Origin of the sequence: Flavimarina sp. Hel_I_48, from assembly GCF_000733945.1 — a bacterium.
GTDB lineage: Bacteria > Bacteroidota > Bacteroidia > Flavobacteriales > Flavobacteriaceae > Leeuwenhoekiella.
This window is the reverse complement of sequence record NZ_JPOL01000002.1, coordinates 1,282,745-1,306,450: the sequence shown is the minus strand read 5'-3', so window position 1 is coordinate 1,306,450 and position 23,706 is coordinate 1,282,745. Positions and strand designations below refer to the sequence as shown.

The 23,706-nt window shown below is 40.5% G+C and carries 23 protein-coding genes; 10 read left to right on the top strand and 13 right to left on the bottom strand.

What is annotated here, in order from left to right:
- Positions 1 to 57 precede the first annotated feature (57 nt).
- The 4 genes from P162_RS05895 to P162_RS05880 form a co-directional block, all read right to left on the bottom strand.
- On the bottom strand, positions 58 to 558 hold the full coding sequence (locus tag P162_RS05895) for a pyridoxamine 5'-phosphate oxidase family protein (protein WP_031426322.1): 501 nt from the start codon (positions 556 to 558) through the stop codon (positions 58 to 60).
- Positions 559 to 653: 95 nt separating this feature from the next.
- On the bottom strand, positions 654 to 1,511 hold the full coding sequence (locus P162_RS05890) for a fructosamine kinase family protein (protein WP_031426321.1): 858 nt from the start codon (positions 1,509 to 1,511) through the stop codon (positions 654 to 656).
- The gene (locus tag P162_RS05885; RefSeq protein WP_031426320.1) at positions 1,498 to 1,983 is read right to left on the bottom strand and encodes a dihydrofolate reductase; all 486 of its coding nucleotides are present in this window, start codon (positions 1,981 to 1,983) and stop codon (positions 1,498 to 1,500) included. Before P162_RS05885 ends, P162_RS05890 begins: the two co-directional genes overlap by 14 nt.
- A 4-nt stretch (positions 1,984 to 1,987) precedes the next feature.
- On the bottom strand, positions 1,988 to 2,416 hold the full coding sequence (locus tag P162_RS05880; protein ID WP_031426319.1) for a 2TM domain-containing protein: 429 nt from the start codon (positions 2,414 to 2,416) through the stop codon (positions 1,988 to 1,990).
- Positions 2,417 to 2,473: 57 nt separating this feature from the next.
- On the opposite strand from P162_RS05880, the gene P162_RS05875 reads away from it, so the two are divergent.
- Positions 2,474 to 3,550 (top strand): aminotransferase class V-fold PLP-dependent enzyme, encoded by a 1,077-nt coding sequence (locus P162_RS05875; protein ID WP_031426318.1) that lies wholly within the window; start codon positions 2,474 to 2,476, stop codon positions 3,548 to 3,550.
- A gap of 191 nt (positions 3,551 to 3,741) precedes the next feature.
- Positions 3,742 to 4,041 carry an isoamylase early set domain-containing protein gene (locus P162_RS05870; protein ID WP_031426317.1) on the top strand — a complete coding sequence of 100 codons (300 nt, stop codon included), beginning with the start codon at positions 3,742 to 3,744 and terminating at the stop codon, positions 4,039 to 4,041.
- A 65-nt stretch (positions 4,042 to 4,106) separates the two neighbouring features.
- On the opposite strand, the gene P162_RS05865 is transcribed toward P162_RS05870, so the two are convergent.
- The 5 genes from P162_RS05865 to P162_RS05845 form a co-directional block, all read right to left on the bottom strand.
- Complete coding sequence (locus tag P162_RS05865; RefSeq protein WP_081868384.1) at positions 4,107 to 4,388, bottom strand: DUF427 domain-containing protein; 282 nt, start codon at positions 4,386 to 4,388, stop codon at positions 4,107 to 4,109.
- 44 nt (positions 4,389 to 4,432) lie between these two features.
- Positions 4,433 to 5,407 (bottom strand): L-histidine N(alpha)-methyltransferase, encoded by a 975-nt coding sequence (locus P162_RS05860; RefSeq protein ID WP_031426315.1) that lies wholly within the window; start codon positions 5,405 to 5,407, stop codon positions 4,433 to 4,435.
- 8 nt (positions 5,408 to 5,415) lie between these two features.
- Positions 5,416 to 6,585: an ergothioneine biosynthesis protein EgtB gene (egtB, locus tag P162_RS05855; protein WP_031426313.1), complete on the bottom strand. Its 1,170-nt coding sequence runs from the start codon at positions 6,583 to 6,585 to the stop codon at positions 5,416 to 5,418.
- Between the two features lie 67 nt (positions 6,586 to 6,652).
- Positions 6,653 to 7,066: an energy transducer TonB gene (locus P162_RS05850; protein ID WP_031426312.1), complete on the bottom strand. Its 414-nt coding sequence runs from the start codon at positions 7,064 to 7,066 to the stop codon at positions 6,653 to 6,655.
- A gap of 18 nt (positions 7,067 to 7,084) precedes the next feature.
- Positions 7,085 to 7,930: a thymidylate synthase gene (locus P162_RS05845; protein WP_031426311.1), complete on the bottom strand. Its 846-nt coding sequence runs from the start codon at positions 7,928 to 7,930 to the stop codon at positions 7,085 to 7,087.
- 184 nt (positions 7,931 to 8,114) lie between these two features.
- Between P162_RS05845 and P162_RS05840 the strand changes: the two genes are divergently transcribed.
- The gene (locus P162_RS05840) at positions 8,115 to 8,477 is read left to right on the top strand and encodes a hypothetical protein (RefSeq protein ID WP_031426310.1); all 363 of its coding nucleotides are present in this window, start codon (positions 8,115 to 8,117) and stop codon (positions 8,475 to 8,477) included.
- Here the strand turns inward: P162_RS05840 and P162_RS05835 are convergent.
- From P162_RS05835 to P162_RS05820, 4 genes are all read right to left on the bottom strand, one after another.
- On the bottom strand, positions 8,474 to 9,889 hold the full coding sequence (locus P162_RS05835) for a NupC/NupG family nucleoside CNT transporter (RefSeq protein WP_035916887.1): 1,416 nt from the start codon (positions 9,887 to 9,889) through the stop codon (positions 8,474 to 8,476). The genes P162_RS05840 and P162_RS05835 overlap by 4 nt on opposite strands.
- Positions 9,890 to 9,894: 5 nt before the next feature.
- A complete protein-coding gene (locus P162_RS05830; protein ID WP_031426308.1) occupies positions 9,895 to 10,509 on the bottom strand; it encodes a bifunctional nuclease family protein in 615 nt (204 codons plus the stop codon).
- 84 nt (positions 10,510 to 10,593) lie between these two features.
- A complete protein-coding gene (locus P162_RS05825; RefSeq protein ID WP_031426307.1) occupies positions 10,594 to 11,562 on the bottom strand; it encodes an electron transfer flavoprotein subunit alpha/FixB family protein in 969 nt (322 codons plus the stop codon).
- Between the two features lie 95 nt (positions 11,563 to 11,657).
- The gene (locus P162_RS05820; RefSeq protein WP_031426306.1) at positions 11,658 to 12,404 is read right to left on the bottom strand and encodes an electron transfer flavoprotein subunit beta/FixA family protein; all 747 of its coding nucleotides are present in this window, start codon (positions 12,402 to 12,404) and stop codon (positions 11,658 to 11,660) included.
- Between the two features lie 254 nt (positions 12,405 to 12,658).
- Here P162_RS05820 and P162_RS05815 point away from each other — a divergent pair, with 254 nt between their 5' ends.
- The 7 genes from P162_RS05815 to P162_RS05785 all read left to right on the top strand — a co-directional run bounded on the left by P162_RS05815 (position 12,659) and on the right by P162_RS05785 (position 23,660).
- Positions 12,659 to 13,636, top strand: a complete 978-nt coding sequence (locus tag P162_RS05815) for a pyruvate dehydrogenase complex E1 component subunit beta (RefSeq protein ID WP_031426305.1) — start codon at positions 12,659 to 12,661, stop codon at positions 13,634 to 13,636.
- A gap of 153 nt (positions 13,637 to 13,789) precedes the next feature.
- On the top strand, positions 13,790 to 16,282 hold the full coding sequence (locus P162_RS05810; protein WP_031426304.1) for a DUF5686 and carboxypeptidase-like regulatory domain-containing protein: 2,493 nt from the start codon (positions 13,790 to 13,792) through the stop codon (positions 16,280 to 16,282).
- Between the two features lie 198 nt (positions 16,283 to 16,480).
- Positions 16,481 to 17,005 carry an inorganic diphosphatase gene (locus P162_RS05805; protein WP_031426303.1) on the top strand — a complete coding sequence of 175 codons (525 nt, stop codon included), beginning with the start codon at positions 16,481 to 16,483 and terminating at the stop codon, positions 17,003 to 17,005.
- 360 nt (positions 17,006 to 17,365) lie between these two features.
- Positions 17,366 to 18,586, top strand: a complete 1,221-nt coding sequence (locus tag P162_RS05800) for an MFS transporter (protein ID WP_031426302.1) — start codon at positions 17,366 to 17,368, stop codon at positions 18,584 to 18,586.
- Between the two features lie 166 nt (positions 18,587 to 18,752).
- Complete coding sequence (locus tag P162_RS05795; RefSeq protein WP_035916885.1) at positions 18,753 to 21,029, top strand: sodium-translocating pyrophosphatase; 2,277 nt, start codon at positions 18,753 to 18,755, stop codon at positions 21,027 to 21,029.
- 266 nt (positions 21,030 to 21,295) lie between these two features.
- Positions 21,296 to 22,264, top strand: a complete 969-nt coding sequence (locus tag P162_RS05790; protein WP_051907796.1) for an App1 family protein — start codon at positions 21,296 to 21,298, stop codon at positions 22,262 to 22,264.
- 202 nt (positions 22,265 to 22,466) lie between these two features.
- Positions 22,467 to 23,660 carry an esterase gene (locus tag P162_RS05785; protein WP_031426300.1) on the top strand — a complete coding sequence of 398 codons (1,194 nt, stop codon included), beginning with the start codon at positions 22,467 to 22,469 and terminating at the stop codon, positions 23,658 to 23,660.
- Positions 23,661 to 23,706: the final 46 nt, after the last annotated feature.

Sequence of the window (23,706 nt, the reverse complement as noted above, 5' to 3'; positions counted from 1 at the left end):
AATAAAAAACCACCGAAATATCGGTGGTTTTAGGTATTTTATGATGAAAATAGGCAATTATACCTTCATTTTACCTGATTTTGAAACATCTTGTTTCTCTCCGGTTACCGTACCTACGCCCATTTTAAAGAGTGCGACAAGTTTATTGGTTTCCGTGTCCCAGTATGCTGCTTCGTTAGGCTTAAAGCTAATTGCGGTAATATTAGGGTCATCTACTCCGTCAAACCAGTTATCATCAGATTTACTGTAAAGATCTTTAATAATCCCTTTATCTGTAGTGATCGTGGCACGACCATACACACTTAGGAATTTCATGTCGCCTGGCTTGGAATAAATAAGCTGTACGTTAGGATCATTTTGAATATCTGTATTATGATCGCTGTCTTTCCCGCTCAAAAACCAGATGTTGCCTTCTCCATCTACTTTTTTTGTGCTCATGGGGATAACACTTAATGGAATTTCTTTCAAATTTGTGGCCATCATCGTAAAATCGATGTCTTCTGCCATTTCTTTTATTTTCTTCTTAGCGTCTTTATTATATAGATTCTCTGTGCTCATTATGTATAGTTTTAAGTTGATTTAAATATACGGGCTTGAAAACAGGAACGTGGCTAAAAGATTGCTAAAACTGGAAGTCTAAAACCTAAAGTTTGTTAAGAATTGAGGTAATGCCTGAGTATCGCTTCCGCGGAAGCAAAATATCCACCTCCAAAAAGGTTGACATGAACCAGAACATAATACAGCTGCCACAGTTTGATGCGCTCCGGCCAGCCATGTGCAAGTGGAAATTCTGAATTGTAGGCATCAAAAAGGGAAGGGTTAAAACCGCCAAAAAGATGCATCAATCCTATATCCATCTCCCGTGGGGCAAAAGCGGTGGCGGGATCTATCAAACATGGATCTCCACTGGCATTTACGAGAAAATTACCGCTCCAGAGATCGCCATGTATCAATGCTGGTTTTTCCTGCGGAATTAAATGCCTTATTTTGTCGTAAAAACGGTCAATTTCAGTGAATTTATAGCCATTTTCTAGCGCTAATGCGAACTGTGGTTTTAAGCGTTGATTGATATAAAATTCCGCTGCGTTATCTTCTGCTTCGTTATATTGTGGAAGGCTGCCAATGTAATTGTCTTCTTCAAAACCAAACTTAGCCGCACTCTGCTGATGCAATTTTGCCAGCTGCCGACCAAAAATCGTCCAAAACTCCTGTTTTTTTGTTCCGGTAGCTTTGTGTTCCAGTAGTAAATAGCTTTGATTTTGATGTTCGCCAGAAGTAATAACCTTGGGTACATCAATAATATGTGGTTCGCGTAGCGCTTGCAGTCCGGCGGCTTCTTTTTCAAACATTCCGGGGAAACGCTGCGCATTGTTCACTTTGATGACCCATTTTTCATTTTCGGACTCAAGTGTATAAACCTCATTAATGTCCCCACCTGAAAGCGGTTTGTGGGAAATGATCTTTGAATCTAATTTCTGGGAAAGCTCATTTAAAAAATCAGGCTCTAACATAAGTCAGATAATCAAATGAGAACTTGTGTTTTTCATCTTGAGGATGCGACGTTTTTTCTTCCAGTTTCCAATTATCTTCATCAATATCAGGGAAAAAAGTATCTGCTTCCTCAAAAGTACCGTGTACGCGGGTAAGTTCTATTTTATCAGCAATATCCAGGGCGAGATTATAGATTTCGCCGCCTCCTATTATGTAGGAATCTTGATCACTAGGCACAAAGGAAATGGCCTTTTCAAGAGAATGGGCGATTTGTACACCCTTAGGATGGTAATCTTCTTTTCTTGTGATCACGATATGTTTTCGGCCGGGCAACATTTTGGGCAGGGATTCAAAAGTTTTTCGGCCCATAATGATGGGATGTCCTGTGGTAAGTTTTTTGAAGCGTTTAAAATCATCGGGCAAATGCCAGAGCAGATCCCCATCTTTTCCAAGGGCGTTGTTTTCTCCTGCAGCGGCAATAATAATAAGCATGTTTTTATTGATTTAAAGGTCTGTTGGGGCTAATAAATGGACTTTTTCTCTGTTCTGGCGGTGGATTTTCTTTTTCCACGCGGTCTTTGAGTTCTGCAATTCGTGCTTTTTGTTGTGCGACCAACTTATCAATTTGCTCATGTTCCCATTTTTTGTCCATAAAAACATTGATGAGGAACACATTTAAAAAATGCACAAGAAAGATAAAAAACCAGATCAGGATCGCCCATACAAACCAGTCTACATTAAAAGGCCTAAAGTCTTTACCAAAATCAAGAATAAGATTCAAAATAATCAGAAGTATCGCTCCCGCAAGAAAAATTACAAAATGGCGAAAAAGGTTTTTTTTCTTTTTTACCCGTAGTTGGGCATATTCAATAAGTTCACGTTGTTGATGGTCTATTTTAGTCGATTCCTGCTTTTTTGAGAACATAAGAACTGGTAAATTGGTGCAGTTCAAAGTTACATTAAATAAGCCCTTTTATTTCCTATGAGAAACTTAAAAAAAGAATTTCCGGTTACATCACAATATATCCATCTTAATACTGCTGCCTCGGGATTGCTGTCAGAAACAGTGCTTGATTTTAGGCAGGAACATGATCTGGATTATCTTATTATGGGTAGCCTTTTAAAAGATAAACAGGATACTTTTATGACCAAGGTACGAGAGGGTGTTAGCGGGTTTTTTAACTGTGAGCCGGGCCAACTTGCACTAGTGCCCAACTTCTCATTTGGCTTTAACATACTTCTTGAAGGATTGCCAAAGACTTCTAAAGTCTTATTACTCAGGGACGATTACCCATCCATCAACTGGGCGGTGACTTCACGTGATTTTGAAGTAGTTTATGCCGATATTGATGCAAATCTGGAAGAAAATATTACCGCAAAAGTTGAGAAAGAAAAGCCAGATGTGCTCGCCCTTAGCCTTGTGCAGTACTTAAGCGGAATACAGATCGATCTAAACTTCCTCAAACAATTAAAAAATGCTCATCCCGAACTGCTTATCGTAGCAGATGGCACGCAATATTGTGGAAGGGAAACTTTTGATTTTGATGCCAGTGGAATAGATGTGCTGGGAGCCAGTGCCTACAAATGGCTCAATGCGGGCTATGGGAATGGTTTTTTTATGTTTAAAGAAGCGGTGCAGGATCGCGTTTTCCCAAAGACGATAGGGTTCAATAGCGTACGAGGAAAATACAAACAAGAGGAGAATACATTTATAGGGAAGTTTGAGCCTGGCCATCAGGACACCCTCGCCCATGGGAGCGTAACCGCGGCCATAGGACTGGTTAAAAGTATAGGGATGCCTGCCATTGAAGAGCAGATCAACCTTTTGAAGACGCAAGCTTTTGAAGCTTTTGCCGAAAGAGGATTACTTGCTGACATGGTGCTGAAAAGAAAAAACCACGCACCTATTTTTAATATAAAAGGAGATCAAAAACTATTTAATAAATTACGTGAGCAGGATATTATTTGTTCTCAAAGAGGTGAAGGTATACGGGTAAGTTTCCATTATTTTAATACAGAAGACGATTTAATGCGACTTTTAAAGGTAATTGGGCATTGATTTGTCTATTTCCAGTAATTCTGAGAGATGACAAATTGTAAATAATTAATTAAATAACGATTTCGTATTTCGTAATGGAAACCATATTATGGATTAATATGATTTTTCCGAAAAAATTATGGTTAAATATTTGGTTTTTTGGTATTTACGCGAGCTTTTGTTATATTTATTACTCAATAAAACCGATAGTTATGGCAATTAAAAAACTTTATTTAAAATCAAAACCAGAATGCAAGGTGACTTTTACCCTTCCTGCTGAAAATGCGGAAAAAGTAATTGTTTTAGGAGATTTTAATAATTGGGATCCTTCAGAAGATTACCAACTCAAAAAACTGAAAAACGGTAATTTCAAGGGAACCATTAATTTACCTGCAGAGCAAACCTATCAATTTAGATATCTTGTGGATAGTGCCTGGGTAAACGATAGTGAAGCAGATCGCTACCAGTGGAACGATTTTGCAGATGCTGAGAATAGTGTACTTGAATTATAAGATAAAAGTCTATTTATAAATAAAAAACCGGTGATTTATAGCTTAAATCACCGGTTTTTTATGCTTTAAGAGGTCACTTCAACCTCTTTCCAGAAAGCGATATAGTTTTCTATGTTTTTCGCTTTATCGCTTGTGCTGGGATAGTACCATGCGGCATCTTTACTCTTTTTACCATCGTCCTCAATAGAGTAATAACTAGCTTCTCCTTTCCACGGGCAAGTGGAATGGGTATCGCTTTTTACAAGAAATTGTTGATCTACTGCATGTGGAGGAAAATAGTGGTTTCCTTCTACTTCAATTGTATTGTCGCTTTCTGCTATGGTTTTACCGTTAAATAGTGCTTTCATAATTTAGTTTTTAGTGTTATATAAATTGATTTTTCTTTAGACGTTTATGAACTTGCTTTTTCAAACAAATAGTCTTTAAAATAACCATTCTCATCGGCAAATTGGTCTGTAACCTGTAGTCCGGCTTCTTTTGCGAGCCAGTAGACAATGCTATCATCGTATTTCTGGGAAATTTCGGTGTGTATGCTTTCCCACGCCTGAAGATGGATTTCCAGGTTCAGGCTTTTGATATTCACAAGCTGTTCTTTTTGGCTTACAAGAAAACTTTTTGTTGTTCCGGTTTCGGGATTGTAGGTAGGCCAGTGGGTAAATGCATCGAGGTCAAAATTTGCATCGAGTTCCCTATTAATCCGTTTTAACAGGTTTTTATTAAATGCTTCCGTGATCCCTTTACTATCCTTATAAGCCGAAAGAATACGTTCTGGTTCTTTTTTTTGATCCAAACCCATAAATAAGATATCGCCTTCTCTCATGGCTTCCTGAATATTCTTTAGAAAATCAACGGCCAGGTCATGCGTAAGGTTCCCAATATTAGACCCCAGCAACATGATGATTTTTTTTCTCTTGTTGAAAGTGGATATATTATCAAGAACTTCAACATACGTTCCCTGTTGCGTTTGAATGTCCAGCTCTGGCCAGGTATCGTTTACGCTTTCTTTAAGTTCTGCAAGTACATCTGCGCTAATATCTATGGGTTTATAGCTAAAATTGACGTTATGCTGCATAAAATGGGCTAATAGCAATTTTGTTTTTTTGCCGTCGCCGGCGCCCAGTTCAATAAGGTCAAAGCCGTTATCTGCGCTAAATATAGAAGCAAATTCTTCTTTATGGGAGTCTATAATATCATACTCGCAACCCGTAAGGTAATATTCGGGCATGGCCATGATTTCCTGAAAGAGTTTGTCTCCCTTTTTATCGTAAAAAAACTTTGAGGAAAGATATTTAGGAAACGCGGTCAAGCCTTCATAAACCTCTTTTTCAAAAGCGGTTGCAAACGTGGTTTTCTCTTGTGTAGTCATTTTAATCTCTAAAGCGTTTTTGCAAGTCGGAGTCCGGTGAACTGCCAGCGTAATTGTGGGTGAAAAAAGTTGCGGTAAGTGGGACGCGTATGTTTTTCTGAAGTAGCTACAGATCCGCCACGCAGTGTTTTTTGACTCACCATAAATTTGCCGTTGTATTCTCCCAGGGCACCATCCACTTTAGTATAGCCCGGGTAGGGGAGATAGGCGCTTTCTGTCCATTCCCAGCGTTGTCCCCATGAAAAATGCTCCTGTGCCACTTCCCATTCAAATTCCGTGGGAAGTCGTAGGCCTTTCCATTGTGCATAAGCAAATGCCTCGTAATATGAAATATGTGCCAGGGGAGCGTCAGGGTCAAGTGAATTGAGGCCCTGCATGGTATAATGCTGCCAGCCAGTTTCGGTTTTGTGCCAGTATAAAGGTTTGCTTATATCGTGTGTCTGTACCCATTCCCAACCTTCAGCATGCCACAGCATGACATTCTCATAACCGCCGGCTTCTATGAATTCAAGATAATTCCCATTTGTAACGAAACGGTTGGCGATGGCAAACTTTTGAAGAAAAACCTTGTGACGACCAAACTCGTTATCATAGGCAAAACCATCCCCGCGATGGCCTATAGTGTAAATCCCTTCCGGAATTTCAATCCATTGTGGCTTTTGCGATTCAATGGTTGATTCTTGAAAATCATCACGGTATGCGGGTGTAAGGGGATTGTTGCCCAGAATATATTTGATATCAGTAAGAAGTAGTTCCTGATGCTGTTTCTCGTGGTGAATACCAATTTCGACCAGTCCTTCTATCTCCTCAGAGACCTCCTCATTCAGTAACTCTGATAGCTGTTCTGTAACATAGTTTCTATAGGAATAAACCTCCTTGACCGTAGGCCGGGACAAGTTTCCACGATCTGTACGCACTACGCGCTTTCCCACGCTCTCGTAATAACTGTTGAAAACGAAAGCAAAATCCTCGCTAAAAAGTTTGTATTCTTTTTTATGGGGTTTGAGGATAAACTCCTCAAAAAACCAGGTTGTATGTCCCAGATGCCATTTAGGAGGAGAAACATCAACGATGGGCTGCACTACGTAATCCTCGATTTGTAAAGGTTCACAGATGCTCTCGGAATGAGATCGGGTTTTTTTGAAAAATTGTAAAAGATCAGGTTTTGTGGCAATCATAAAGTACATACTTAACGATGATACTCAAATTTACAATCACCACGTAGCTGCCTGCGTTAAGACCTCGTTAAAACGTAAAGGGTACTTTATATTTAATGGCCTTTGGTTTACCGTTAGCCTGGCCGGGAGTCATATGTGGTATAGAAAGAATATTCCGCTTTGCCTCGTTTTGAAGGGCTGCGGTACCACCTTTTACCTCTAAAATTTCAGGTGCGCCTTTTTCATTGATAACAAAACTCACCACAACTTTTTCTTTGACACTGCCTGGTGTATAACCTTCCGGAAACCTAAAGTTTTTACCTATATGCTGGGCAAGTTTTTGCTTAAAACAGGCTTTCTTTTTTGCAATAGAGCCGTCGCAGCCAGGCCAAACGGGTGCTATATCCTTTATGACCATCGTTCCTCCATTTACAGAAACACCGTCCTGGGCAAATGTTGTGGCGGTAAAAGTCAAGAATAAGAGTACAAGTAATTTTTTCATAATTATGTATTTGGGTTATTAAATGGCAACGGCACCCTTGATATGTGGATGCGGATTGTAATTTGTTAATGTAAAGTCATCAAAAGTGAAGCCAAAGATATCTTTTACTTCAGGATTTATGATCATGGTGGGTAGGGAATGGGGATCCCTGGACAACTGTAGCTCCACCTGTTCCATATGATTGCTGTAAATATGCGCGTCACCAAAAGTGTGAATAAAATCTCCCGGCGCATAATCACACACCTGTGCGATCATCATCGTAAAAAGGGCGTAAGAAGCAATATTGAAGGGAACTCCCAAGAAAACATCTGCACTGCGCTGATAAAGTTGGCAGGAAAGTTTGGGCTTTTCGTTTGGAAATTCTGGCGGTGCTACATAAAACTGAAAGAAGGCGTGACAGGGTGGAAGCGCAGCTTTGCCCTGTGCCACGTTATCTGCAAAAGTCTTTTTCGTATCTGGCATGACACTGGGATTCCATGCGCTAACGAGCATGCGCCTACTGTTTGGATTTGTTTTTAATGTATCTACCACCTCCTGGATCTGGTCTATTTCATCATTGTTCCAGTTGCGCCATTGACGGCCATAAACAGGGCCCAGATCACCATTTTCATCTGCCCACTCATTCCAGATGCGCACTTTATGATCCTGTAGGTATTTTATGTTCGTTTCTCCATTTAAAAACCATAAAAGTTCATGAATAATGGACTTTAGGTGCAATTTCTTTGTGGTAACCAGAGGAAAGCCATCGGCGAGATCAAAGCGCATTTGATAACCAAAAACACTTTTTGTACCTGTTCCTGTACGATCCCCTTTTTGGGTTCCGTGTTCCAGAATGTGCTTTATTAAATCGTGATATTGTTTCATTACTTATTTTGAATTTCAACAAAAAGCAAAATTACTAAATTTTAGGCTGCATACGTTACATGAGTTATACTCGTTCATCGTAAGGAATACAAAGCGCGCTGGTTTTAGCATATTCTTAAAAAATCATTAGGTTTTTGTTAACATTGAAAAAAAACGCTATTTTTACCCTCTAAATAAAATCCTAGTGAAGATACTTGAATATCCTTTTGGCAAGGCATTTTGTTATGACAAATACGTTTATTTTGAACGTGAACCCTACCAGGATCTTTCAGTTGAACAGGTTCAGACGTTAATGCGTGGTATAGACGTTTATTATCATAACAGGAAATTCGTATACATTTCCAACCGAAAGATGCGTACCATTATTGATATTAATGCGTACCAGCATTTGAACAAAAAACAAATGGTTGCCATTGCAATTGTTACAGATCAGCCTAATGCAGAAGAAACTTTGTTAGAAGAGCAGGCAATGTTTGATGGTCCTTTCGCATTTTTTAAAACCCTTGATCAGGCCATTTCCTGGGCAACTACTTTTGAGCTTGATTAACCTATAATCATTCCAGCGATCGTTGCTGATAATAGTGAGGCGATCGTACCACCTATCAAGGCTTTAATACCGAATTCTGAAAGCGTTCTGCGTTGACCTGGTGCGAGTGATCCTATACCGCCTATCTGTATGCCTATTGATGCAAAATTTGCAAAGCCACACAACATATACGTAGCCATAATCACAGATTTCTCATAGGTAAATGTGAGTCCGCTTGCCGTGTTTTTCAATTCGGCCAATTGTATGTAACCCACAAATTCGCTGGCTGCGAGCTTAACACCCAGAAGTTGGCCCATTAACATAACATCTTCGGTAGCAACGCCTATCAACCACATAAGCGGAGCAAAAACAGTCCCCAGTATAGACTCCAGTGAAAATGCGGTATAGGGCGTATATTCGGCTAAAAAACTGTTTAAATAGGTGAGTTCGCCTACTTTATTCAGCCCATAATTGATCATGGCGATGAATGCTACAAACACAAGTAACATGGCGCCCACGTTTGCCGCTAATTTTAATCCTTCCGTCGTTCCGTTTGCAATGGCATCAAGAATGTTAGAGCCAATTTTTTCCGAAGAAACCTCTACGCGGGAGTCGATTTCCTCCTGCTGCGGATAGAGAATTTTAGAAACAACGATTGCCCCGGGTGCCGCCATAACCGATGCAGCAAGCAAATGCTTGGCAAATTCAAGTCGCAGGGCCGGGTCATCACCTCCCAGAAAGCCAATATACGCGGCAAGAACTCCACCGGCAACAGTCGCCATGCCGCCTATCATGACAAGCAGGATTTCAGAACGTGTCATACGTTCCAGATACGCTTTGATCATAAGGGGCGCTTCTGTCTGACCTAAAAATATATTGCCCGCAACAGATAGGCTTTCTGCTCCAGATATATGTAATAACCGGCTTAAAAGTGTTGCCAGCCCTTTTACGATAATCTGTACAACACCCAGATAAAACAATACCGATGTCAAAGCAGAAAAGAAAATGATCGTGGGCAATACCTGAAATATAAATATAAAGCCAAAGTTGTTTACATCCATCATTCCACCAAGCAGAAATTCACTTCCCGCTGCCGTAAAATCCAGGATTTTCACAAAAATCTTACCTACAAATTCAAAGGCTACCTGTACGTAATATACTTTAAGAACACCTACCGCGAGTAGCAGTTGTGCGCTAAGTCCCAGGCCTACGGTTTTCCAGTTGATTGCTTTTTTGTTTACGCTTAGAAAATAGGTGACCACCAGAAGGCAGGCCATACCAAGGACGCCGCGCCACAGACTGTCTATGGAAAAACCCTGATTGGGGATTAAGGTAGCTGCCTGCTTAACAGGCAAAGCTTCCTGTACCGTTTGAGAAAAGGAATTGGATATAAAGCTGAATGTAAATAGTAGGGCAAGTAGTAGTTTATGCATGCAATCTAGTTACGTTTAGAGATTTCATCCCTTATTTTTGCAGCGGCCTCATAATCCTCATGAGCAACCGCTTTATCAAGCATGTTGTTAAGTTCCTGAAGGGGAAGATTAGCAAAATTGCCTTTTGAGCCAGAGCCTTCAGTTTCCTGAACAAGGTCATCTACCATAATATCTTCCTTCTCATCTGTAGTTTCAGACTGCTCTTTTGTTTTTAGGAAAATACCAGCTTTGTCAAGTATATTCTTATAGGTAAAAATGGGTGCATCAAACCGAAGGGCGAGGGAGATCGCGTCACTCGTACGTGCGTCAATGGTTTCCTCTTTGCCCTCGCGCTCACAAATTAAGCTGGAATAAAATACACCGTCCACAAGCTTGTGAATAATGACCTGCTTGATCACCACATCAAAACGGTCTGCAAAATTTTTGAACAGATCATGGGTAAGGGGCCGTGGTGGCCTGATTTCCTTCTCCAGGGCAATAGCAATACTCTGGGCTTCAAAAGCACCTATAACAATGGGAAGTTTCCGTTCTCCATCAATTTCGTTCAGAATAAGCGCATAGGCCCCGTTCTGGGTCTGGCTATACGATATTCCCTTTATGTTCATCCGCACTAAACTCATGGGGGCAAAAATAGGAAAAGGCTGCTTAAAAGAGGGAAAAAATCCTCAGATAAAACAGCCTTATTATTATAAATAGTATTTGACCTAGGAATTTTGCTCCTTAAAAGCCTTTAATTTCTCATTGAGCCGGGGTATAATTTCAAAAGCATCACCCACGATACCGTAATCAGCTGCCTTAAAGAAGGGGGCTTCGGGATCATTGTTGATCACTAATTTCGTCTTGGAAGAATTTATACCTGCAAGGTGCTGAATTGCCCCAGAAATACCAACTGCAATATACAAGTTAGCAGCTACCGGTTTCCCTGTTTGACCCACATGCTCTCCATGAGGTCTCCAGCCTAAATCTGATACCGGTTTAGAACAGGCCATCGCGGCACCCAGAATGTCTGCCATTTCCTCGATCATTTCCCAGTTTTCTGGACCTTTAAGGCCACGACCAGCAGATACAACGATCTCCGCATCAGCGATGCTGACTTTGTCCTTAGCTTTATCTACGGATTGCACTGCAACGTTGAAAGCGTTTTCTGGTAATTCAGGAGAAAAATCTTCTTCCTGAACCTCGGTCTCAGCCTCTTTTAGTCCGAAAGCATTCTTGCCAAGACTGATTATTTTAACTGGCGTAGTTATTTCTGTATGGCTAAAGGCTTTGTTTGTAAAAGCTGTGCGTTTTACTTTAAAAGGTTCCTGGCTAGTAGGCAGTGCAACTACATTTGAAGCATAACCTGCCTCTAGCGCAACGGCCAGTAAAGGGGCGAGGTATCTCGCATTTGCGGAAGAACTTAATACTACAACTTTCGCATCCTCCTGCTTGGCAGCCATTTCTAAAGTTGAGGCATAGGCCGAGGCGCTAAATTGCTTTAACTTTTCATTCTTAACGTGTAAAACCTTATTCACACCATAAGCTCCCAGCGAAGACGTTTCTTCTGCGTTGATAGTTACCGCCGTTACCGTTGTGCCTAACATATCTGCGATGCCACGGGCATAACTCGCCACTTCGTATGCGGTTTTCTTAAACTTTCCTTCTTCTGATTCTGTATATACTAAAACTGACATGTGATTCTCTTTTTCCTTTTCCGTAGGGACGGAAAACCAATTTAACAATAAAATTTAATCATTTTCAACCGATTCTAGAGGCCTAAAAGGTTGTTTTAGATCGCTTTTGCCTCATTGTGCAGCAAATCAATGAGTTCATCAAGATTGTCTGCATCAACCATTTTTGTGGGTCCTTTAGGAGCTGGTTTGTCAAAACTTTCCACTTTTGTTTCCGCGGAAGCGCCTTGTGGCTCAACAACATTTAGAGGTTTTTTCCGAGCCATCATGATTCCACGCATGTTTGGTATGCGCAGGTCACTTTCTTCAACTATACCTTTTTGACCACCGATGACCAATGGAAGGGAAGTTGTCACGGTTTCTTTACCGCCATCTATTTCACGTACGGCAGTAGCGGTATCCCCCTCAACCTCAAGGCCTATGCAGGTATTCACAAAATTTGCCCCTATCAAAGAAGCAAGCATCCCGGGAACCATTGCACCATTATAATCTATAGATTCCCTCCCGGCGATAATAAGATCGTAATTACCGTTTTTAATGACGTGGCTCAACTCTTTTGCCACTTGAAAGCCATCTACGGCCGGAGTATTTATACGTATTGCAGAATCTGCACCAATCGCGAGTGCCTTACGCAGGGTAGGTTCGGTTTCTGGGCCGCCTACATTTATAATATCTATTGTCGCATTTTGCTTTTCCTTGAACCACATGGCCCGGGTAAGGCCGAATTCATCATTGGGATTGATCACAAATTGAACGCCATTGGTGTCAAATTGGGTATCGTTCTCTGTAAAATTAATTTTTGAAGTGGTGTCAGGCACGTGGCTAATGCATACCAGAATTTTCATATATACGTTATTTAGAACTTTACTATTTCGTTTGCGCTACGAAAGTACATAATATTGAGCAGAATTTACTATGCACGCATAACAAAATTTAGTTAAAAGACATTCCGTGAGCAGCATTTAAATCTTATTTTTGCTGTCTTTGTTTATTTAGGGAAAGTTTAGGTAATTTTACACTGCTTTAGGGTAGATTTTAGCCGAAAATATCCAATAAAATTGCAACTGGCCATACATATTTTAGGAAAAACATATTTTACATGAAAACGATACAATTTAGGGAAGCGGTTTGTGAAGCGATGAGCGAAGAGATGCGCCGCGATGAAACTGTTTACCTTATGGGCGAGGAAGTTGCCCAGTATAATGGGGCTTATAAAGCTTCAAAAGGGATGCTTGATGAATTTGGGGAAGATCGTATTATTGATACTCCCATTTCTGAACTTGGCTTCGCCGGTATTGCCATAGGTAGCGCCATGAACGGTAACCGACCCATTGTTGAGTACATGACGTTCAACTTTTCCCTTGTAGGTATTGATCAGATTATAAACAATGCTGCAAAAATACGTCAGATGTCTGGTGGGCAGTTTAACTGTCCGGTTGTTTTCCGGGGACCAACGGCTTCTGCGGGTCAACTGGGTGCAACGCACTCCCAGGCTTTTGAAAGCTGGTTTGCCAATACGCCAGGTCTTAAAGTAATCGTTCCTTCAAATCCTGCTGATGCTAAAGGATTGCTCAAATCTGCAATTCGTGATGATGATCCATGTATTTTTATGGAGAGCGAGCAAATGTATGGCGATAAGGGCGAGGTGCCAGAAGGGGAATATTTGATCCCCATAGGCGTTGCCGATATAAAAAGAGAAGGTACTGATGTCACTATAGTTTCTTTCGGTAAAATTATCAAAGAGGCGTACAAAGCAGCAGATGAATTGGCAAAAGAAGATATTTCCTGCGAAATTATAGATTTGCGTACGGTACGACCTTTGGATATTGATGCGATCATTACGTCAGTTAAAAAGACAAACCGTTTGGTTATTCTTGAGGAGGCATGGCCGTTTGGCAATGTTTCTACGGAGATCACTTTCCAGGTACAGGAAAAAGCATTTGACTTTCTGGATGCACCCATAATAAAAATTAATACGGCAGATACACCAGCACCTTATTCACCAGTTCTTTTTAAAGAATGGATCCCCAATAGTGATGATGTTATCCTAGCGGTTAAAAAAGTGCTTTATAAATAAGCTAAACATATATAATTATAGGCTTCATCGGTATGCATCGGTGAAGCCTTTTTTAGTTTTATACACACGCTTTGAAACTTGTTTATTCACATTGTCGTATATAGGCGTTTCTTGGTATAAATTGCACTACTATACCCCAAATCCCCAAAAAGTATGAAGTATTTCAATATCCTCGTTTTTGTGTTAGGCTTTTCTTTAGTGGCTTCAGCACAGACTAAAGTTAGCGGTGTTGTAAAAGATCTACAAGGACAAGGTGTCCCTTTTGCGAATGTAGTTTTTCCTGGTTCTACAGAAGGTACGATCACTAATGAAGAAGGTCGGTTTTACCTGGAATCAGATAGCAATTATACTTCGCTAAGGGTTTCTTTTGTAGGGTATGCCACCACAGATGTGCCGCTCCAGAATAAGGTGAACTACAATCTTGAAATAACCCTGGCGGAAGAGGCAGAAAGTATGTCAGAAGTACTTATTTACAGCGGGAAACAACCTAAGGAAAACAATCCCGCGATAGATATACTACGTAAAATCTGGGAAAATAAGCGGAGTAACGGTCTTGGTCAGTTTAAGCAATATGCCTATGATAAATATGAGAAAGTAGAGTTTGACCTTAATACTATTGATAGTTCCCTGATCAACAGCAAAGTTTTCAATGGGATGGAATTTATCTTCGATCAGACAGATACCTCGAGGATCACCGGGAAAACCTACCTGCCTATTTTTATAAACGAGGCGAGCAGCAAGGTTTACGGAGATAATCTGATCAATGAAAAGAAGGAGGATTTGTTGGGTAATAAAAACAGTGGTTTCAATACGAACCAGACCCTGATCGCTTTTATCAATGACCTATATAATGACTTCAATATATATGATAACTACCTGAAGTTTTTTGATAAAAGCTTTACAAGTCCGCTATCTACCACGGGTATCAATACCTATAATTATGTACTAGCCGATAGCGCTTACATAAAGGATAAATGGTGCTATAATATTATTTACTATCCGCGACGTAAAAATGAACTTACGTTTAAAGGTGATTTCTGGGTGAACGATTCCACCTGGGCAATCAAGGAAATCAACATGCAGGTGAATAAAAGCGCTAATATAAATTGGGTGAAAGAGATCTACATTGAGCAGGAATATGATGTCCTTAACGATAGTACCTTTCTTATAACCAGGGATTATTTCCTTTCAGATTTCGCACTGCGGAAAAAGGAGGAAAGCCGGGGAATTTATGGTAAGCGCACAACACTTTATGACAATTACGTTTTTGATCAGGAACGGCCACAGGAATTTTACAAAAAGCGTATAAAAGAATACAATAAGTCTATTTATACCCGTGATGATGCCTTCTGGGAAGAGAACAGGATGGAATCCCTGAGCAAGGATGAAAAAGGGGTTTATGAAATGCTGGATACACTTCGCACCGTCCCCCGCTTTAAGAACCTATATAGCGTTGGCTCGACACTGGTATCTGGTTATTATGAATGGGACCAGGCAAATATTGATGTGGGGCCTATATTTTCAGTATTTGGCTTTAACGACGTCGAGGGAATGCGCATACGTCTGGGCGGCCGCACGTATTTTGGTCAAAATGACCCGTGGCGGCTGGAAGGTTTTGGGGCCTACGGTTTTAAAGATGATAAATTTAAATTTGGTATTTCCGGGAAATGGCTGCTTGATAACAGAAGCCGTTTTATCATCGCTGGTGGTTATCGCCGGGATGTGGAGCAGACTGCGGCGAGCTTAACTTCTTCTACAGATGTGCTGGGCAGAAACCTGGCTTCTTCCTCGCTGGTGACCGTAGGGGCAAATGACCGACTGACCAATATAGAACTCACTAATTTTTCGCTGGAAGCTGAGCCGCTAAAAAACTTGATTGCCCGTACAGATTTCACCTATCGCGATCTGAGTTCGGCATCGCCTACTTTCAATCTTGACTATTATACAGATGCCAGCCAGAGCGAGGTTGAATCTGTAGTGAATCAGGCTGAAGTGGCACTGAGCCTCATCTATGAGCCGGGTAAGATCACCTCTGGATATGGGGTGGAGCGCACCGTGACCAATGAGTGGTTCCCTACGCTTTTTATGCGCTATACCAAGGGAATTGACGGAATTTTAAACAGTGATTTTGACTATGAGAAAATTCAATTTTCTTATCGTCAGCCTTGGCGTGTAGGCGGCTTTGGTACCTTTTTGTCAAATGTGGAGGTAGGTAAAACTTTTGGGGAGGTTCCGCTCAGTTTGCTGAGTGTTATACCGGGTAATCAAAACCTCTTTTCCATTTACAGTACGTTTCCCCAACTCAATTATTATGAGTTTGTTACAGATACTTACTTATCTGTGCATTTAGAACATAATTTTGGAGGATTGCTTTTTGCAAGAGTGCCCTGGCTGCGAAGGTTGAACCTGCGGGAAATAATAGGCCTGCGAGGTGCTTATGGTGATATTTCTGATGAAAACAGGGCCATAAACGCTACGGGTGAACCTTATCTTTCCCCTAGTGATAAGCCCTATTATGAATATAGTGTAGGTGTAGGAAATATCTTTAAAATATTGCGTATTGACTTTAATTTTAGAGGGAATTATAATGATTTGCCAGATGCCCGCAGGTTTGGCGTAACTGGCTCTCTTGAATTCGCATTTTAGAGAAAACTCCTTAAAATACCCGATTTTTGGTTAAAATTAGAAGTTTTTTGCTTTACAGCGATAATTTTTAGAAATCAAGCTAAATTTGTTCTAATATTTTGATTTTTAAATGCCCTGGATTTGATTAACCTTTTTTTTAAGGTATTTTTGCACCCCCAATAATATTGATTACAACTCAATTTTATAAAATAATAAATTATGACAGTAGATAAAATAGAAACGTTTGACGTTCTTATTGAAATCCCCAAAGGAAGTCGGAATAAATATGAATACGACTTCAAATTAAAGAAGTTGCGTTATGACCGCATGATCTTCTCATCAATGATGTACCCGGCAGACTATGGTTTTATACCAGAAACCCTGGCACTGGATAAAGATCCATTGGACGTTCTCGTACTTGTTACTGAACCTACGTTTCCAGGTTGTGTTATTGAAGTAAAGCCCATAGGCGTATTTCATATGACTGATGAAAAAGGTCCAGATGAAAAAATCATTTGTGTGCCCGTTAGCGATCCTATTGCAAATACGGTTACTGATCTTGATGAACTTAACCCGCACTTGATCAAAGAGATCGAACACTTTTTTCAGGTTTATAAGGATCTAGAGAAGAAAAAAGTTGATGTAGGTGGTTGGGGCGATGTTCATGAAGCGAAAAAAATTATTGCTCAATGTATCAAGCGCTTTGAAAAGAGTGATGTACCTGCCAGTGAGGTAAGTCTATAATTACTCTCAAAACTATAAAAAAACCGCATAGGAACCATAATTAGGTTACTGTGCGGTTTTTTTTGTTTAATAGGTTTTGTTTGATGCGTAGTTATGTGAAGTCCTGATTTATTGTGAAAGGAATTCACTTGGTTTTATTCCATAGTAAGGTTTTGTAAAATAGGGGGGATTTACATTGCGCCGTCCAACTTTAGAATTAAAAATACACTTATTGAACTGTACTTACTTTGGCTATCTGTAAGTATCGGTTAAACGCTTATTTCAGTTGATAATAATCTGACCAAGGTTATAATAAACCATTAAAATAAACAGTTTGGTCGTTGCGGAACGCTACTTTTGTCGCTCTAAAAAAGCCACTTGATGCACTTAAGATCTGCCAGTCCTCAAAGGAAACGCTACGCAACTATTCTTACGTTTCTTACGGTTCCGCTTTCGGGATTTATGACAGATGTTTATCTGCCCTCATTTCCCTCAATGGCCAGAAATCTGGAGGTTTCTGAACAAAGTATCCAGCTAACGCTCACTTCCTTCTTTTTAAGTTATGGTATCGTACAGTTGTTTGTAGGGGGTGTTTTAGATAGTATAGGCCGTTACAAACCTGTTTTGGTCTCTTTGGTACTTTTAATTTTGAGCAGCATTGCGGTTACCTTTACACGTGATGTTTATGTTATTTGCCTGTTGCGTATAGTACAGGGAATTGCTACCTCTTTTATTGTAGTGGCAAAACGCGCTTATTTTGTAGATATATACAATAACGTGGAACGGAAAAATTTCTTGAGTTATTTCACGATTGTATGGTCCTGCGGACCCATAATTGCCCCATTTCTTGGGGGTTATCTGGAAAGTATTTTTGGCTGGGAATCTAATTTTTACTTTTTGGCTATTTATGCCGCAGTATTGTTTGCGGGAGAGCTGGTAATAGGCGGGGAAACTATCCGGAATTTTAAAAAATTCAACCTAAAAAAGACCACGCTCCTTTACCGTGTGATGCTTAAAAATAAAGGCTTTCTATCTGGTATTTTGATTCTTGGCCTATCCTATTCCGTGGTGATGGTATTTAATATTGCAGGACCATTTTTAGTGGAGCATCATTTTAATTTTACTCCGGTGATGATTGGCTACTGTACCTTAGCGCTGGGTATTTCCTGGATGTTGGGCGGTATTATAAGTAAGAAAATGGTGAACTATGCGTTCAATCCTAAAATTTTATTTTTTTCTGTCTTTCAATTGCTTTTGATTGGCGTTCTTATGGCGCTGGGAACGCATTATGATACACTACTACTTTTAATGGGTTTTGCCTTTATCATCCATATCTGTAGTGGTTTTGTGTTCACCAATTACTTTACCAATAATATGCTGTTTTTTCCTAGTAACGCGGGGATTTCCGGTGGATTAATGGGCGGTTTGTTATATATAATTACTTCTATATCCAGCTATATTATATCCTCTTCGGGCACAATCACTACTACTTTTGATATGTCGTTACGGTATCTTATGGTTGCGTTGCCCCTGGGAATAGTGGTTTTTATTGCCGCCCGTTACAGAAGCAAACGCCTTAAAAAACTTTTACTGAAGGCTTAAAGCTTATAATTTTTTATGATCGAGACTATTCTTTGTATTTGAGAAATCGGCATTTTTTTCCTAAAGAAATATTATATTCTTAATAAATCTGTTAACGAGTTTTATTACCATCAATTTTAATAACTTAGTAAGACATTTTTATTAAAGTTCATTAAAGATAAAATTTATGGAGGCAAATATTATTCTACTGCCCATCGCGCTGGCGATCTTAGGGCTTATTTTTATGTTCATCAAACGGTCATGGGTAAAGAAACAACCCGCCGGAGACGACAAAATGCAAAGTATTTCCAAAAGTATAAAGGAAGGTGCGCTTGCTTTCCTGGCTGCTGAATACCGATTGTTATTGATTTTTGTGCTGATCGCTTCAGCACTTTTGTTTTTTATATCAACCCTTGTTGAAAGTACCAGCTGGATGATCGTTCCCGCATTTATTATAGGAGCCATCTTTTCGGCACTAGCCGGTAACATTGGGATGCGTATCGCCACAGATGCTAACGCACGTACTGCGGAAGCGGCAAAAACCAGTTTGCCACAAGCTTTAAAAGTAAGTTTTAACGGTGGTACGGTTATGGGCATGGGAGTTGCCGGACTTGCAGTCCTTGGTATTTCCCTGTTTTTTATGTTCTTCTCTGCCCAGTTTATGGGTCAAACAGGCGATTTTTATATGGATATGACCATTGTTTTAGAAGCACTTGCTGGCTTCTCCCTTGGTGCAGAGTCCATTGCGCTTTTTGCCCGGGTAGGTGGTGGTATTTATACAAAAGCGGCAGATGTGGGCGCTGATCTTGTGGGTAAGGTAGAAGCTGGTATTCCTGAAGATGATCCTAGAAATCCTGCGACAATTGCAGACAATGTGGGTGATAATGTGGGCGATGTGGCCGGTATGGGTGCAGACCTTTTTGGTAGTTATGTTGCAACAGTTTTGGCGGCCATGGTGCTGGGAAATTATATGATACGCGATATTTCCATAAATACCGGTGTTCTGTTTCAGGATGAATTTAGTAATATGGGACCTATTTTATTGCCGGTCGTTATTGCGGGAGTCGGGATCTTAGCCTCCATATTAGGTACTTTTCTAGTAAAAATAAGCAGTAATGACGCAAGGGAAAGTAAAGTGCAAAAAGCGCTTGATACGGGCAACTGGGTCGCTATTATACTTACGTTGATCGCTAGTTTTTTCCTGATACAATGGATGTTGCCTGAAACTATTCAAATGAATTTCTTTGGAGAGGGCGGTTATCAGGAAATTTCTTCCATGAATGTTTTTTGGTCAGCGTGTATAGGTCTGGCGGTGGGTGCCTTGATTTCATTGGTCACCGCCCATTATACCAGTCTGGGAAAAGGCCCGGTCATGAGTATTGTAAAAAATTCATCAACCGGGGCGGCAACCAATATTATTGCCGGTCTGGCCGTTGGTATGAAAAGTACGTTTCTTTCGGTTTTGTTATTTGCAGCCGCTATCTATGGTTCGTATGAGTTGGCCGGTTTTTATGGGGTTGCACTGGCCGCTTCAGCCATGATGGCGACCACAGCGATGCAGTTGGCTATTGATGCTTTTGGGCCTATTGCAGATAATGCGGGCGGGGTTGCAGAAATGAGTAATCTCCCAGATGAAGTTAGGGAACGTACTGATATTCTGGATTCCGTGGGAAATACTACGGCTGCCGTAGGCAAAGGGTTTGCCATTGCTTCTGCGGCACTTACTGCGCTGGCGCTTTTTGCGGCGTATGTAACCTTTACCGGAATAGATGGTATCAATATTTTTAAGGCAGATGTTCTTGCTGCCCTTTTTGTAGGTGGAATGATCCCGGTTATCTTCTCTGCACTGGCCATGCAATCTGTTGGGAAAGCAGCCATGGAAATGGTACAGGAAGTACGTCGCCAGTTTAGGGAAATCCCCGGTATTTTAGAAGGCACCGGAAAGCCGGAATATGGCAAATGTGTTGAAATTTCGACCAAAGCGGCACTTCGGGAAATGATCTTGCCCGGTCTGATTACAATTATTACCCCCATTCTTATGGGACTCATTTTTGGCCCAGAACCCTTGGGCGGTTATATGGCAGGAGTGTGCGTTTCTGGTGTTATGTGGGCTATTTTTCAGAACAATGCCGGTGGTGCCTGGGATAATGCCAAGAAATCTTTTGAAGCAGGCGTAGAGATCAACGGGGAAATGAGCTATAAAGGCAGTGATGCACACAAAGCAGCGGTAACTGGTGATACTGTGGGAGATCCTTTTAAGGATACGTCTGGCCCCTCCATGAATATATTGATAAAACTCACCTGTCTTGTAGGACTTGTGATCGCACCTATTTTAGGGGATCATGATGAACCAGTAAGTGCCGTTAGAACAGGTTCTAAGACCATACAGGTAGTTGCTGATGCGGAAGATATAAATACGACTGAAGCTGTTCTGGAAATGAACGGAGAAAATAAAAAGGATTGAGTCATCAATAATATGAAAATCTATAGAAAAGAAATCTTTTCAATTAGAAGTTGTATTATTGTCTTTAGCTTAAAACTATTAAGTTGTGCAAATATAAATTCCGGATAAAAAAGGTGAACGTTTATATGTTATAAAAAAAACCCATCTCTACGATGGGTTTTTTTTTATAAATAGTCCTAAAATTAGCTTCTTAATAGCAACTTTCTTCTATTAAAAATTTATCTTTTCCAGAATTGTATGGCAAGCCATGCTTCTAAGATCATAACATGTTTAAGGAAATTCTACAACGCTTTGGTTTACATGATAAGGACCCATTGCAAATACATGGCTATCAAAGTTATGGAACGCAGGATCATTTGTACGCCCTGGGCCGCGCCCTTGAGTTTGAAGGTGTAAACCTTAAGAAAAAGGGTGTTTACAACGCACTTAAAAATGCGTATAAACAATTTAGAAGTGATGAGTTGCCGGGCGCAAAGCTAAAGGTGAGATTACCAGACAACCGTGTTTTTTATACGGAAACCAATACAGACGGCTATTACAAAATAGATATTACTTCTGAAAATCTCGAGGAGTTGACTAATGACCAGGGATGGTTGAACATGCAATTGTCATATGAGGGAAATAGGCATGATCGTGTGATTCTTAATGATAATAAGTTTCCTGCTCAGATGCTTATCCCTGAGAAAAATGCAGAATATGGGGTGATCAGCGATATAGATGACACAATCTTACAGACTGGCGTGGCCTCACTGATGAAGTGGAGAGTGATTATCAATACCCTTTCTAAAGGAGTGGGTAACCGAACGCCATTAAAAGGTGCGGCAAGCCTTTATCAAAAATTACATATAGGAAAGTCTGGTAAAGCATCTAACCCTATTTTTTATGTGAGTAACAGCCCATGGAATCTCTATCACTACCTTGAAGCTTTCATAAAGCATAACAATTTCCCGAAAGGGCCCATTTTGTTACGTGATTTCCGTACGCCTTTTGATAAAACACCAGTTCCTGAAAAGCCCCACAAACAACATGAAATACGTAATATTTTAAAAACCTACCCAAAGCTTAATTTTGTACTTATAGGTGACAGTGGGGAACACGATGCGGATATTTATATTGAGATTGCAGAAGAATTTCCAGAGCGTATCAAGGCAATTTACCTACGCAGTGTGAATCATAAGAAGCGTATGTTTCGGGTGAGCGGCCTGCTGGAAAATTTTGTGGATACACCTGCTTAATTGGTTAAAGAAAGCAAGGTTGCAGAGGATCACGCACGAGAATTAGGACTGATTTCTTAAATCTGAATTTAACTGCAAGGTTTCTTCATTCTTTAGAATTAAAGAATATATGGCTTCCCTTAAAATTATACAAGGAATAATAACTAATATGGAATATAGAGTTTGTTAATCTTTATATTTGAGAATAACCAATTTAATATTTATGAAAAACCATATAGTAGTTGCACTCCTTTTTATAGCAACTTTTACTCAGGCGCAAGAAGCATTATTCGGGGGGCAGCAGGTAAGTTCGCCAGAGCTTAACGAAGATAATTCGGTAACGTTTAGGTTAAACGCACCTAATGCAGACGCTGTACAGGTGACCGGCGATTTTCTGCCAAGCGAAAAAGTAGATACCCCTATGGGGCAGATGGATGGCCCGGGCAAAGTAAACCTTATTCAGGAAAAAGACAGTGTCTGGGTTTTTGAGACTGAACCCCTTGATCCCGAATTGTACAGTTATTCTTTCATCGTAGATGGCTTCAAAACCACAGATCCCGCAAATCCATTTTTGATTCGCGATGTGGCTTCGGTGACAAATATCTTTATCGTTCCCGGTAAACAGGCTGATCTCTACCGCGTACAGGATGTACCTCATGGTACCGTTGCCAGTCGCTGGTATGATTCTCCCGGTTTAGAAAAAGAACGTAAAATTTCAATTTATACCCCGCCAGGATATGAAAATTCGACTGAGGAGTATCCAGTTTTGTATCTACTACATGGTGCGGGAGGTGATGAAGAAGCATGGTTGTCCTTGGGCCGTACAGCTCAGATTCTTGATAATCTTATTGCTGAAGGTAGGGCGAAGCCAATGATTGTAGTAATGCCAAACGGAAACGTGGGGCAAGATGCTGCGCCGGGTGCTGGTAGCGAAGGATATTATACTCCGCAGTTTATGACGCCAGAAACGATGAATGGTAAATATGAAGCGAACTTTAAGGATATTATTGATTTTGTTGAGTCTAATTACCGTGTAAAAGCAGATAAAGCAAATCGTGCGATCGCAGGTCTTTCTATGGGTGGATACCATAGTTTGCATATTTCCCGCATATACCCAGATACTTTTGATTATATCGGTTTGTTTTCGGCGGCGATCATGCCTCGCGATGATAAAAGCGGTAAAGGGGTTTACAGTAATTTTGATGAAACGCTGAAAACTCAGATGGATAACGGCTATAAGCTTTATTGGATCGCTATTGGGAAAAAGGATTTTCTATATAAAGCAAATGAAGAATACCGGGCTAAACTGGATGCGATGGGTATGCCCTACGAATATGTGGAAAGTGACGGTGGCCATATCTGGAGGAACTGGCGCGTCTATCTTTCTGACTTTGCGCCTATGCTATTTAAGGATTAAGATTCCCTTACGTAATAGAACGAAAGCCCTTTTTTAATGAAAAGGG